Origin of the sequence: Streptomyces sp. T028, assembly GCF_048159505.1 — a bacterium.
Lineage (GTDB): Bacteria > Actinomycetota > Actinomycetes > Streptomycetales > Streptomycetaceae > Streptomyces.
This window is the reverse complement of sequence record NZ_JBLRVZ010000057.1, coordinates 184,740-196,801: the sequence shown is the minus strand read 5'-3', so window position 1 is coordinate 196,801 and position 12,062 is coordinate 184,740. Positions and strand designations below refer to the sequence as shown.

Genomic DNA, 12,062 nt, shown 5'->3' with positions numbered 1-12,062 from the left:
ATGCCTCGAGAATCCCGCCGGGAGGGGGCCCGGGTCGTCGTACGGCCAGCGGCAGTGCGGGTACCTCCCGGGGAGTACACGTGGGGTCCCGGAACTGCTCCGGGCGGAGAGCGCGGGTGGCCCGATCGTGTCGGTCCCTGTCCCGCCGGGGCGCTGTCGGTCGCCGTACGGTCCGCGAGCATGGCCGGTGACAGAGACCCGCGGGTGAGGAGTGGTCCGGCCATGGCCCTGGAGATGCGTGAGCGCTGCGAGCGCTGTATGACGGCCGCTCTGCCGCCCGACGGGCCGGCGCTGATCTGCTCCTACGAGTGCACCTTCTGCGGGCCGTGCGGGGAGGCTCTGCGGGGTGTCTGCCCCAACTGCGGCGGCGAGTTGGTGCACCGGCCGCGCCGAGCCGCCGGGGTGTGACGGCTCGGGTCGCGACCCGGAGATGCTGCACGTGCCTCAGGCGGACGGCTTCTCGTCGAAGCTCGCGAAGTAGGCCGCGGCCATGTCCTCGTCGCCGTGCCCCTGTGCCGCCGCGCGCTCCAGGCGTTCCGCGCTCGCGGCCGCCACGTCCAGACGGACACCGTTCGCGCGGCCGGCCTCGACGATGAGACGGGCGTCCTTGGCCGCGGTGTCGACCGCGAACTGGGGCGGGGAGAGGCGGCCGTCGAGGATCATCCCGGCCTTGGCCTTCAGATAGCCCATGTCCAGCGGGCCTCCCTCGATGAGCCCGAAGAACGCCTCCGGGGCGACGTCCAGGGACTGGGCGAGGGCGAGTACCTCGCCGGTCGCGGCGGTCGCGGCGATGACCCAGCTGTTGGCGACCAGCTTCAGCCGGGTGGCGCTGCCCGCGCCGCCGTCCTCTCCGGTCCACACCGTGCGGGCGCCGACCGCGTCGAAGACGGGCGCGACCGCGTCCCGGTGCTCGGCCGGGCCGGCCGCCAGGACCGTCAGCTGCCCGGCCTCGGCGGGCTGGCGGGTGCCGAGCACCGGCGCGTCGAAGAAGGCGAGGCCGTGCTCGTGGGCGAAGGCGGCCAGGTCGCCGATCGCCTCGATGCCGGCGGTGGTCGACTGCACCCAGGCGGCGCCGGAGCGCAGGGCGGGAGCGGCCTCGCGCATGACGTCCAGGGCGGCGGGGCCGTCGTACAGCATGGTCAGGACGACGTCGGCGCCGCGGACGGCCTCGGCGGGGGTGTCGGTGACGGTGACGCCGTCGGCGGCCAGCGGCTCGGCCCTGGCGCGGGTGCGGTTCCAGGCGCGGACGGCGTGTCCGGCGCGGACGAGGTTGCGGGCCATGGCGGCGCCCATGATGCCGGTGCCGAGGACACTCACGGTGGTCTTGTCGGTCATGCCGTCAACCTACTTCGAACCACCGATCCGGCTCATCGGGCGCCGCGCGAGCCGCCGTTCGGCGAGGACGACACTGCGCAGCTCGGTGCCGTCGGCGACCTCGTCGTAGATTTCCGCGACGATCTCGCGGGCCGGTGCGTACGTCGCCGTGTACGCACGGTCGAAGACCTCCCGTCCGGCCGGGTCGAGGTCCTCGCGCACCGCCCGCAGTGCGGACCGGGAGATCGTGCGGGCGATCGGGCCGGTGACGTTCTCGCAGGACTTCTCGTACGCGGTGATCTCGTCGTCGCCCGCGAGCCGGTAACGCCCGTACAGGCTCTCGACGATGGTCAGGCGCTGCTGCCGGACCTGCTGGCGCCGCTGCGGGCGGCGCATCCGCAGGTCCGGCTCGATCTGCGGACCGGGGGCGCCGCGGTGGCGCCGGCCCGGCTGGACGAGGGCGAGGTCGACGCGGCGGTGGCGGGCATCCCGGCGCGGCTGCGGAGGCGCTGGTGAGCCGGACGGTGGCGGTCACGGAGCTGGTGTTCGTGACCGCGCGGGAGCGGCCGGACGACGGGCTCGACGGGCCGTTCGTGCTGCCGCAGCGGGGGCTGGTGCGCGAGGCGGCCGACCGCTGGTTCCGGGCGCGCGGCCGGACCCCCGAGGTGGTCTGTGAACCGGACGGCCATGAGGGGCTGCTGGCGCTGGTCTCCCTGGGCTGCGGCACGTGCGTGATGCCGGGGCTGGTCTGGTCCTGGAGCACAGCGCGGTGCGGGAGCGGCCGGCGGTGGTGCCGGCGGCCGGTCCGCCGCCGGAGCCGTTCCCGATCGGGCTGTGTGTGCGCAGGGCGGATCTGCGCAGGCCGGCGGTGGCGGCGTTGTGGAGCCCGATGGGGCCGTGAGGTAGAACGCTGTTCAGGCCACGCTCAGCGCCCCGAGTGGATCGTCCAGCACCGGCTGCCAGGCCAGTTCCGCCGCGCCGACCAGGCTGTTGTGGTCGAGGGTGCAGGCGAGGATGGGGACGCCGCCGCTGCGGCCCCAGAGGCTGCGGTCGGCGACGACGGCGCGCAGCCGGTCGGGGTCGGCGTCGAGGAGGGTGCGGTGCAGTCCGCCGAGGATGATCCGGTCGGGGTTGAGGATGTTCACGAGGCCCGCGAGTCCGAGGCCGAGCCGGTCGATGAGGGCCTCGGCGGCCGTGCGGACGATGGGGTCGCCGTACTCCTCGCGGATCAGTTCGTTGGCCTGGTGGAGCAGTGAGCCCTCGGGGCCGGGCTCGCGGCCGGCGGTCGTCAGCAGGGCCAGCGGGTCGGCCTCGACGTCGAGGCAGCCGCGGCCGCCGCAGTGGCAGGGGCGGCCCTCGGGGTTGACGGTGAGGTGCCCGACTTCGAGGGCGAGCCCCGAACTCCCCGTGTGCAGACGCCCGTCGAGGACCAGTGCGCCGCCGACGCCCCGGTGCCCGGTGGCCACGCACAGCAGGTCGCGCGCCCCGCGTCCGGCGCCGTGCCGGTGTTCGGCGAGGGCGGCGAGGTTGACGTCGTTGCCGACGAAGGCGGGGCCGGTGATCCCGGCGGCCCGGACGCGTTCGGCGAAGACCTCGCGCACCGGCGCCCCCACCGGCCAGGCCAGGTGGAGCGGGTTCAGGGCCAGGCCTTCGGGTTCGGTGACCGCCGACGGCACGGCGAGCCCTGCGCCGACGCACCGGCGGCCGGTCCGGCCCAGCAGCTCCGCGCCGGCGTCGACGGCGGCGCCGAGGACCTTCGCGGGATCGGCGTCCACGGCCTCGCAGCTGGGTGTGGTGGCGACGATCCGGCCGCCGAGGCCGACCAGTGCGGCCCGGAACCCGTCGGCGTGCACCTGCGCGGCCAGGGCGACCGGGCCCTCCTCGGCGAGTTCGAGCCGGTGCGAGGGCCGGCCCTGGGAACCGGCGGCGGCACCGGGCCGCGCGTCCACCCTGATCAGCCCCAGCGCCTCCAGCTCCGCGGCGACCGCGCCGGCCGTGGCACGGGTGACGCCGAGTTCCGCGGTGAGCACGGACCGGGTGGGCGCCCGCCCGGTGTGCACGAGCTCCAACGCGGGCCCGAGGGCACCGCGCCCCCGGTCCAACCGCGCCCTCGAGGTGGTCCCTTCCCCCTTCGGCCGGGGGTCCGCCTTGCCGCTCATGAGGGGGAGTCTCCCATGATCCGTTACTCAGTCGCCGCCGGGGAAGCCACCGGGTGCGTCGACCGGGCGCGGGGGTGCGCCGGTGAAGCCGCTCACCCGCAGCGTGATGTTCAGCCGCCCCGTCAGGCCCAGCCCCGCCGGTGCCGTACCCGGCAGGACGCGCGGCACTCCGTGGTACGCGAGCCGGGACGGTCCGCCGAACACGAACAGGTCGCCGCTGCGCAGCTCCACGTCGGTCCAGGGCCGGGTGCGGGTCTCGGTGTTGCCGAAGCGGAACACGCAGGTGTCGCCGAGGCTCAGGGACACCACGGGCGCGTCGGACTGTTCGTCGGCGTCCCGGTGCAGGCCCATACGGGCGTCGCCGTCGTAGAAGTTGATCAGCGCGATGTCGTACGGGGCCGCGCTCGCCGCCCGCGGTCCCAGCGCGTCGGCCACCGCGCGCCGCCCCAGCTCACCGAGCCAGGACGGGAAGGGCTTCACCGGCGTACCGTCCCCGTCGACGACCGTGCGGGCGTAGGCGTACGGGTACCAGTGCCAGCCCAGACAGACCTGGCGGGCGGTCATCGTGCCGCCGCCGGGGGTGCGGACCGTGCGCAGGCCGGCCGGGGGTCTGGCCCACGCGCGGCAGGCTTCGAGGAGCTCGCGCTGGCGGTCCGCGTCGAGCCAGTCGGGCACGTGGACCGCGCCCGGCGCGATCCGGGCACGCTCCCGGGGAAACAGCTCGCCGTCCATACGGCCATCCTCCCCCACCGCACCGACACCGGGTCTGAGCTGCGGTTGGGCTAGCCTGGGGGCACCATGAACGACCGTATGACGACGCCGTGGGGCGAGGTCGCCCTGGCCCGCTTCCCCGAGGAACCGCGCGACCGGCTGCGTGCCTGGGACGCCTCCGACGTGTATCTGCTCCGGCACCTCGCCGAGCAGGACGTGTCCCTGTCCGGCACGGTCGTGGTGCTGGGCGACCGCTGGGGCGCACTGGTCACGGCGCTCGCGGCGCACCGCCCGGTGCAGATCAGCGACTCCTGGCTGGGCCAGGAGGCGACCCGGGCCAACCTCGCGCGGGCCGGTGTCGAGCCCGGCGCCGTGCGGCTGCTCACCACCCGGGACCCGGTGCCCGACCGCGTCGACCTGCTCCTTGTCCGGGTGCCGAAGAGCCTGGCGCTCCTGGAGGACCAGCTCCTGCGGCTCGCGCCCGCCGTCCACCCGGGCACGGTCGTGATCGGCACCGGAATGGTGAAGGAGATCCACACCTCCACGCTGACCCTCTTCGAGCGGATCCTCGGCCCGACCAGGACATCGCTCGCCCGGCAGAAGGCGCGGCTGATCTTCTGCGCCCCGGACGCGTCACTGCCCCGCCCCGCCAACCCGTGGCCGTACTCCTACGGCCTTCCGGGCGACGTCGGCGCGCTGCTGTCCGGACGGCCGGTCGTCAACCACGCGGGGGTGTTCTGCGCCGACCGGCTGGACATCGGCACCCGCTTCTTCCTGAAGCACCTTCCGGAGACGGACGGCACGCGCAGGGTCGTGGACCTGGGCTGCGGCAACGGGATCGTGGGGACGGCGGTGGCGCTGGCCAACCCGGAGGCGGAGGTGCTGTTCACGGACGAGTCGTTCCAGGCGGTGGCCTCGGCGGAGGCGACGTTCAAGGCCAACGGGGTGCCGGGGCACGCCGAGTTCCGCGTCGGGGACGGGCTGACCGGGGTGCCGGACGGCAGCGTGGACGTCGTGCTGAACAATCCGCCGTTCCACTCCCACCAGGCGACCACGGACGCGACGGCCCGGCGGATGTTCACGGGCGCGCGGCGCGTGCTGCGGCCGGGCGGGGAGCTGTGGGTGGTGGGCAACCGGCATCTGGGCTACCACGTGAAGCTGAAGCGGCTGTTCGGGAACTGCCGACTCGTCGCCGGGGACCCGAAGTTCGTGGTGCTGAAGGCCGTCAGGCGCGGGTGAGCAGGCGGATCGTGCGCTCCACGGTCCGTGCCATCGCCTCCCTTCCCACGCTCAGATAGCGGCGCGGGTCGACGACGGTGGGCTCGGCGTCCAGGAACTCCCGGATCGCGCCGGTGAGGGCCTGGTTGAGGGCGGTGCCGATGTTGACCTTGGTGATCCCGCCCGCGACGGCGGCGGTCAGCTGGTCGTCGGGGACCCCGGACGAACCGTGCAGGACCAGGGGCACGTCCACGGCCGCGGCGAGCCGTGCCAGCAGGGCGTGGTCGAGGGTGGCGGTACGCGTGGTCATGGCATGCACGCTGCCGATGGCGACGGCCAGGGCGTCCACCCCGGAGCCGTCGGCGAAGGCGCGTGCCTCACCGGGGTCGGTGCGGGCTCCGGGGGCGTGCGCGCCCTTGCCGCCGATCTCCCCCAACTCCCCCTCGATCCAGAGCCCTTGGGAGTGCGCCCAGTCGACGGCGGCGCGGGTCGCGGCGAGGTTGTCGGCGTACGGCAGCCGGGAGGCGTCGTACATCACCGAGCCGAACCCGGCGTCGGCCGCCCGGCGGAGCAAGGGATCGCTCTGGACGTGGTCGAGATGCAACGCGACGGGTACGGCGGTCTGTTCGGCGGCGGCGATCGCGGCGCGGGCCAGCGGGAGCAACCGTCCTTTGCGGAACCTGACGGCGTTCTCGCTGACTTGGAGGACGACGGGCGCACCGGCGGACTCGGCGCCGCCGACGACGGCCTCGATGTGTTCCAGCGTGATGATGTTGAAGGCGACGACGGCGGTACGGGCCGCGCGGGCGCGGGTGACCAGCTCGCCGGTGGTGGTGAGGGGCACGGCAGCTCCAGCTCGGCCGGGTCAGAGGATCACGGAGCGGGTGAGGTGGCGGGGCCGGTCCGGGTCGAGCCCCCGGGCTGCGGCGAGGGCCACGGCGAGCCGCTGGGCGCGAACCAGCTCGGCGAGGGGGTCCAGCACTCCCCGCACCCACAACGCGCCGGTGTCGCCCACCTGTTGGGCCAGTTGGTCGGGAGCCTCACCGATCATCCAGGTGGCCGTGCCGGCCGTGCTGACGCTGATGGGTCCGTGCCGGTACTCCATGGCGGGGTACGCCTCGGCCCAGGCGAGCGAGGCCTCGCGCATCTTCAGAGCGGCCTCGTTCGCCAGCCCCACGGTCCAGCCGCGCCCGAGGAACGTGAACTGGCCGCATTCCACGAGCCCTTGGGGCAGCGGCTCGGTGAGCGCGGTGCGGGCGTCGGCGACGGCGGTGCCGGGGTGCACACCGAGGTGGGCGCGCAGAAGAGTGAGCGCGGTGGTCGCGAACCGGGTCTGCACGACGGAGAGTTCGTCGGCGTGATCGAGGACGACAACCTGGTCGGCCACCTCCATGACCGGGGTGCGCGGGTCGGCGGTGACGGCGGTGGTGCGTGCCCGGCCCCGGTGCCGGGCGAGGAGGTCGAGGACCTCGGTGGTGGTGCCGGAGCGGGTGAGGGCGAGGATCCGGTCGTAGGGACGATGGTGGGGGAACTCGGAGGCGGCGAAGGCGTCCGTCTCGCCCTGCCCGGCGCCCTCGCGGAGGGCGGCGGCCGCCTGGGCCATGAAGAAGGAGGTGCCGCAGCCGACGATCGCCACCCGCTCCCCCGGCTGTGGCAGCTCCCGGGCGTACCGGCCGGCTTCGGCCGCGGCCCGGGTCCAGCACTCGGGCTGGCTCCTCAGCTCGTCCTCGACGTGGGTCATGCCCCACCTCCCGCTGAAATGCTGGTCCGCACCCGGGGCGGCGCGGTGGTGCACGGAGTGTCGTACGAGCTGCCGTCGCGCTACAAGACGGCCGGGCGCGCCGCCGACTCCAGGACGAGGCGGGGATCCGGGTGCTCACGGTGTGAGGACGAGCGACGGCTCGGAAGGAACGGCCCGGAAAGAAGGACCGGCACCCGAGTGGGGCGGATGCCGGTCCGCTCGAGGGGCGGCGAGTGAACTACTCGCCTGCGTGGGCGAGTTCGATGTCGTGGTCGTCCATGTCACCGCCGCCGAGGCTGATCCCGGTCGCCCGGGGCGGGTAGCCGGTCGCGATCACCGTGTACTGGCCGCCGTCCAGGTCGGAGAAGGCGTACGCGCCGTCGCTCCCGGTCGTCGTGGAAGCGACGACGTTCCCGGCGGCGTCCACCAGCGTCACCCGCGCGTCGCCGAGCGGGGTGCCCGCGCCGCGTACCGTGCCCCGGACCTGGGCGCCGGGCCGCAGCTCGACGTCGACCCGGGTGAGACCGGTGGCGCCGATCTCCACGGGGAGTGCCAGCGGCCGGTGCCTGGGCGAGCTGACGGCGACGGTCACCGGTCCCGGCACCAGGTCCGCCATCGTGAACTCCCCTGCGCCGTCCGTCCGTACGCCGGCCAGTACGTCCCCGCGCACGTCCGTGACGATGACGACCGCTCCGGCGACCGGCGCCCCGCCGTCGGCGGAGCGCACCACACCGGTGAGCCCGCTGCTGCCGACGAGGACGACGTCGTACGTCACCGGCGCCGCCCCCGCCACGACGGTGGCCGCCTGCGGCTGATGGCCGTCGGCGGCGGTGATCAGCACGTAGGTGCCCTCTCCCGGCGCGTCGAGGGCGTAGGAGCCGTCGGCGGCGGTGACCGTGCGGCCCAACTGCCGTCCGCCCAGGGAGATCAGTGTCATCGCGGCCCCCGCCACCGGCGCGCTCTCCGCGTCCCGCACCCGCCCGTGCACGGGACGTCCGCCGCCGCCCGGCTCACCGTCGGTGAGCCCCGGCACCGTGGCGACCAGTTCGGCGACGGCACGGGCCAGCGGGACGGCGACGGCGGCACCGAGGGCCCGCTCGTCCCGTACCACCGCCGGTCGCACCTCGGGTTCCGCCCCGGCCCCCTGCTGTCGGGGCAGGAACACGGCGACCACCAGCGCCAGCACCGCCGCCCCCGACCCCACCGCCATGACCACCTTGAACCCGTTCTCGGACGGCAGGGCGACCGTGCCGAAGGTGGTGGTCATCCGGGCCAGGATCACCCCGGCGACGGCGCTCGCGGTCGAGGTGCCGATGGATCGCATCAGCGTGTTGAGGCTGTTCGCGGCGGCCGTCTCGGAGGGGTCCACCGCGCCCATGACGAGCGCGGGCATGGCCCCGTAGGCGAAGCCGATGCCGGCGCCGACGACGCAGGAGACCAGCACCAACTGCCACACGGCGTCCATCAGCACGACGCCGAGCCCGTACCCGGCGGCCACGATCACGGCACCGGTCATCAGGGTCACCTTGGGCCCGTGCGCCCTGGACACGAGCGCGGACAGCGGCGCCGTGGCCATCATGACCAGGCCCGTCGGAGCCATGACCAGCCCGGCAGCCAACAGCGACCTGCCCAGACCGTAGCCCGTCGCCTCAGGCAACTGCAGCAGCTGGGGAAGGATCAGGGACATCGCGAACATGGAGAAGCCGAAGGCCAGGGAGGCGAGGTTGGTCACCAGCACCTGGCGGCGGGCGGTGGTCCGCAGGTCCACCAGGGGCCGGGCGACGCGCAGTTCGAACAGGCCCCAGACGAGGAGGACCACGGCCGCCGCGCCGAACAGCCCGAGCGTGGTGGTGCTGTCCCAGCCCCAGTCGGCGCCCTTGGAGATGGCCAGCAGCAGACAGACCAGCCCGGCCGCCATGCCGAGGGCGCCCACGACGTCGAAGCGGCCGCCGGCCCGCACCGGCGACTCGGGCACGCACAGCGGGACCAGCACCGCCGCGACGACACCCAGCGCGGCGGACGTCCAGAACAGCGCGTGCCAGTCGAAGTGGTCCGCGATGAGCGCGGCGGCGGGCAGTCCGAGGGCGCCGCCGACGCCGAGGGAGGCGCTCATCAGCGCGGTGGCCGAGCCGAGCCGCTCGGCGGGCAGTTCGTCGCGCATGATGCTGATGCCGAGCGGGATGACGCCGGAGGCGAGGCCCTGGAGAGCCCGGCCGACGATCATCGGGGCGAGCGTGTCGCTGAGGGCGGCCGTGACGGATCCGGCGACGAGCATGACCAGGCTGACGAGCAGCATGCGGCGCTTGCCGTACATGTCGCCGAGCCGGCCCATGACGGGGGTGGCGACGGCGGCGGCGAGCAGGGTGGCGGTGACGGCCCAGGCGGCGTCCGACGCTGACGCGTCCAGCAGCTTCGGCAGTTCGGGGACGATCGGGATGACCAGCGTCTGCATGAGCGAGACGACGATCCCGCCGAAGGCCAGCACCGCGACGACGAGGCCCGCCCGCCGCGCGGTCTCTGCGGGCGCGGAGACCCCCGCCGGGGCGGGCGCGGGATGCGCGTGGGACATGGTGGGGGGCCTCCGTGGGGGGATGCGTTCCAGCACGAACTGCCCAGCATCGTAGGGCCAGTTGATTGACTCAACCAACTAGAACTTTTGGTGCTCGGAACGTGAAGATTCCGGGCAGGGGCCGATTCACCTTCCCTGCCCGGAATCCCCCGGCGACCTCTACAGCGCGCGCTCCAGCCGTTCCGCGACCAGCTTCACGAACCGTCCCGGATCCGTCGGCCGGCCGCCCTCGGCGAGCACCGCGAGGCCGTGCAGCAGTTCGGCGGTCCCGGCGAGCTCGGTGCGGTCCTCGCGCTCGCTGTAGGCCTTGTTCAGACCCCGCACCAGCTGGTGGCCGGGGTTGAGTTCGAGGATCCGCTGCGCCTTGGGCACCTCCTGGCCCATCACGCGGTACATGTTCTCCAGCGCGGGGGTGAGGTCCCCCGTGTCGGAGACGAGGCAGGACGGGGAGACGGTGAGGCGCAAGGAGAGGCGAACCTCCTTGATGTCGTCGCCCAGTTGCTCCTTCATCCAGCCGAGCAGGGCGGCGTACTCCTCGCCCTGCTTCTCCCGCTCGCCGTCGGCCTTTTCGTCGCTCTCGCCGTCGAGGTCGACCTCGCCCTTGGCGACGGACTTGAGCCGCTTGCCCTCGAACTCGCCCACCACGTCGACCCACACCTCGTCGACGGCGTCGGTGAGCAGCAGGACCTCGATGCCCTTGGCGCGGAACGCCTCCATGTGCGGGGAGTTCTCGATGCTCTCGCGGGACTCGCCGGTCAGGTAGTAGATGTCCTCCTGGCCGTCCTTCATCCGCTCCACGTACGCCTTGAGCGTGGTGGGTTCGCTGTCGGCGTGGGTGCTGGCGAAGGACGCGGCGGCGAGGAGGGTCTCGCGGTTGTCGGAGTCGCTGAGCAGGCCCTCCTTGAGGACGGAGCCGAACTCCCGCCAGAACGTGGCGTACCGCTCCGGGGCGTTCTCCCTCATCTCCTTGACCGTGGACAGGAGCTTCTTGGTGAGCCGGCGCTGCATCATGCGGATGTGCCGGTCCTGCTGCAGGATCTCGCGGGAGACGTTGAGGGAGAGGTCCGCGGCGTCGACCACGCCCTTGACGAAGCGCAGGTAGGGCGGCAGCAGCGCCTCGCAGTCGTCCATGATGAAGACGCGCTTCACGTACAACTGCACACCGCGCTTGTAGCCCTGGGTGTAGAGGTCGTGCGGGGCGTGCGAGGGCACGAACAGCAGGGCCTGGTACTCGAAGGTGCCCTCCGCCTGGAGCCTGACGGTCTCCAGCGGCTCGCGCCAGTCGTGGCTGATGTGCTTGTACAGCTCGTGGTACTCGTCGTCGGACACCTCCTCGCGCGAGCGCGCCCACAGCGCCTTCATCGAGTTGAGCGTCTCGGGCTCGGGCGTGGTGCCGTCCTCGCCCGGCTGCGGGACCGTGCGGATCGGCCAGGTGATGAAGTCCGAGTACCGCTTGACGATGTCCTTGATCGTCCAGGTGGAGGTGTAGTCGTGGAGCTTGTCCTCGTCGTCGGCGGGCTTGAGGTGCAGGGTGACGGAGGTGCCCTGCGGCGCGTCGTCGACGGTCTCCAGGGTGTACGTTCCCTCGCCGCGCGAGGACCAGCGGGTGCCGTGGCTCTCCCCGGCGTGCCGGGTCAGCAGGGTCATCTCGTCCGCGACCATGAAGCCGGAGTAGAAGCCGACGCCGAACTGGCCGATGAGCCCCTCGGCGCTGTCCGCGTCCTCGGCCTCGCGCAGTTCCTTGGCGAACTGCGCGGTGCCGGAGTGGGCGATGGTGCCGATGAGTTTGCCGACCTCGTCGTACGACATCCCGATCCCGTTGTCCCGCACGGTGAGCGTCCGGGCCTCGGTGTCGGTGTCGATCTCGATGTGCAGGTCGGAGACGTCGGCGTCGAGCGCGTCGTCCCGCAGCTTGGCGAGGCGTAGCTTGTCCAGCGCGTCGGAGGCGTTGGAGACGAGCTCGCGCAGGAAGACGTCCTTGTTCGAGTAGACCGAGTGGATCATCAACTGGAGCAGTTGACGCGCCTCTACCTGGAACTCAAACGTTTCGGTCGTCATGGTTGGGGTGCACCTCACGGGTTCCGGAGTCTCGTGGACAGGTGAGGGCCACTCTACAAAGACCAGGTGGGGCGGGGTTCAGGGTTGGCCGAGGTCGTCCGCGCGGGTGACACGGATCTTCGACTCCTCGCCCTCGGTGCGGTCGAAGGACGCTCCCTCCCCGCGTCGGAGGCGACCAGATCTCCCTGGACATGGCCGACAACGGCCGCGGCTTCGACGTCCGCACGTCCGCGCTGCCCACCTCTGTACGGACGCGCGGGCACGGGCTGCCCGACGTACGGCACTGTCGCCG

Annotated in this window: 9 protein-coding genes and 3 pseudogenes; 4 read left to right on the top strand and 8 right to left on the bottom strand. The window is 73.2% G+C overall.

Annotated features, from left to right (window positions below):
- Positions 1 to 222 precede the first annotated feature (222 nt).
- Entirely contained in the window at positions 223 to 408 is a 186-nt protein-coding gene (locus ACLZN2_RS43475) for a DUF1272 domain-containing protein (protein WP_416985377.1), read from the top strand.
- Between the two features lie 36 nt (positions 409 to 444).
- Here ACLZN2_RS43475 and ACLZN2_RS43470 read toward each other — a convergent pair whose 3' ends face one another.
- Positions 445 to 1,335 (bottom strand): NAD(P)-dependent oxidoreductase, encoded by an 891-nt coding sequence (locus tag ACLZN2_RS43470; RefSeq protein WP_416985308.1) that lies wholly within the window; start codon positions 1,333 to 1,335, stop codon positions 445 to 447.
- Between the two features lie 15 nt (positions 1,336 to 1,350).
- Positions 1,351 to 1,662: pseudogene (locus tag ACLZN2_RS43465) on the bottom strand (ketol-acid reductoisomerase); the annotation flags it as partial.
- 3 nt (positions 1,663 to 1,665) lie between these two features.
- On the opposite strand from ACLZN2_RS43465, the pseudogene ACLZN2_RS43460 reads away from it, so the two are divergent.
- Positions 1,666 to 2,215 (top strand): annotated as a pseudogene (locus ACLZN2_RS43460) (LysR substrate-binding domain-containing protein); the annotation flags it as partial.
- A gap of 13 nt (positions 2,216 to 2,228) precedes the next feature.
- Here the strand turns inward: ACLZN2_RS43460 and ACLZN2_RS43455 are convergent.
- Both ACLZN2_RS43455 and ACLZN2_RS43450 read right to left on the bottom strand, forming a co-directional pair.
- Positions 2,229 to 3,473 carry an ROK family protein gene (locus ACLZN2_RS43455; protein ID WP_416985307.1) on the bottom strand — a complete coding sequence of 415 codons (1,245 nt, stop codon included), beginning with the start codon at positions 3,471 to 3,473 and terminating at the stop codon, positions 2,229 to 2,231.
- Positions 3,474 to 3,500: 27 nt separating this feature from the next.
- The gene (locus ACLZN2_RS43450; protein WP_416985306.1) at positions 3,501 to 4,205 is read right to left on the bottom strand and encodes an alpha-ketoglutarate-dependent dioxygenase AlkB family protein; all 705 of its coding nucleotides are present in this window, start codon (positions 4,203 to 4,205) and stop codon (positions 3,501 to 3,503) included.
- A 78-nt stretch (positions 4,206 to 4,283) separates the two neighbouring features.
- On the opposite strand from ACLZN2_RS43450, the gene ACLZN2_RS43445 reads away from it, so the two are divergent.
- Positions 4,284 to 5,423, top strand: a complete 1,140-nt coding sequence (locus tag ACLZN2_RS43445) for a methyltransferase (protein WP_416985376.1) — start codon at positions 4,284 to 4,286, stop codon at positions 5,421 to 5,423.
- Here the strand turns inward: ACLZN2_RS43445 and ACLZN2_RS43440 are convergent.
- Positions 5,410 to 6,246 carry a class II fructose-bisphosphate aldolase gene (locus ACLZN2_RS43440; RefSeq protein ID WP_416985305.1) on the bottom strand — a complete coding sequence of 279 codons (837 nt, stop codon included), beginning with the start codon at positions 6,244 to 6,246 and terminating at the stop codon, positions 5,410 to 5,412. The two genes, ACLZN2_RS43445 and ACLZN2_RS43440, sit on opposite strands and share 14 nt — an antisense overlap.
- A 21-nt stretch (positions 6,247 to 6,267) precedes the next feature.
- Positions 6,268 to 7,143, bottom strand: a complete 876-nt coding sequence (locus ACLZN2_RS43435) for an SIS domain-containing protein (RefSeq protein WP_416985304.1) — start codon at positions 7,141 to 7,143, stop codon at positions 6,268 to 6,270.
- A gap of 15 nt (positions 7,144 to 7,158) precedes the next feature.
- Between ACLZN2_RS43435 and ACLZN2_RS43430 the strand changes: the two are divergent.
- Positions 7,159 to 7,257: pseudogene (locus tag ACLZN2_RS43430) on the top strand (alkaline phosphatase); the annotation flags it as partial.
- Positions 7,258 to 7,381: 124 nt separating this feature from the next.
- On the opposite strand, the gene ACLZN2_RS43425 reads toward ACLZN2_RS43430, so the two are convergent.
- Together ACLZN2_RS43425 and htpG are read right to left on the bottom strand one after the other, a co-directional pair.
- Positions 7,382 to 9,712, bottom strand: a complete 2,331-nt coding sequence (locus ACLZN2_RS43425) for an MFS transporter (RefSeq protein ID WP_416985303.1) — start codon at positions 9,710 to 9,712, stop codon at positions 7,382 to 7,384.
- A 159-nt stretch (positions 9,713 to 9,871) separates the two neighbouring features.
- A complete protein-coding gene (gene htpG, locus ACLZN2_RS43420; protein WP_416985302.1) occupies positions 9,872 to 11,770 on the bottom strand; it encodes a molecular chaperone HtpG in 1,899 nt (632 codons plus the stop codon).
- Positions 11,771 to 12,062 lie beyond the last annotated feature (292 nt).

What these genes read in the sequence shown, in the direction of transcription:
- ACLZN2_RS43470 (WP_416985308.1), bottom strand. Translation starts at nt 1,335, where the DNA reads ATGACCGACAAGACCACCGTGAGTGTCCTCGGCACCGGCATCATGGGC.
- ACLZN2_RS43435 (WP_416985304.1), bottom strand. Translation starts at nt 7,143, where the DNA reads ATGACCCACGTCGAGGACGAGCTGAGGAGCCAGCCCGAGTGCTGGACC.
- ACLZN2_RS43450 (WP_416985306.1), bottom strand. Translation starts at nt 4,205, where the DNA reads ATGGACGGCGAGCTGTTTCCCCGGGAGCGTGCCCGGATCGCGCCGGGC.
- ACLZN2_RS43425 (WP_416985303.1), bottom strand. Translation starts at nt 9,712, where the DNA reads ATGTCCCACGCGCATCCCGCGCCCGCCCCGGCGGGGGTCTCCGCGCCC.
- ACLZN2_RS43445 (WP_416985376.1), top strand. Translation starts at nt 4,284, where the DNA reads ATGACGACGCCGTGGGGCGAGGTCGCCCTGGCCCGCTTCCCCGAGGAA.
- ACLZN2_RS43475 (WP_416985377.1), top strand. Translation starts at nt 223, where the DNA reads ATGGCCCTGGAGATGCGTGAGCGCTGCGAGCGCTGTATGACGGCCGCT.
- htpG (WP_416985302.1), bottom strand. Translation starts at nt 11,770, where the DNA reads ATGACGACCGAAACGTTTGAGTTCCAGGTAGAGGCGCGTCAACTGCTC.
- ACLZN2_RS43455 (WP_416985307.1), bottom strand. Translation starts at nt 3,473, where the DNA reads ATGAGCGGCAAGGCGGACCCCCGGCCGAAGGGGGAAGGGACCACCTCG.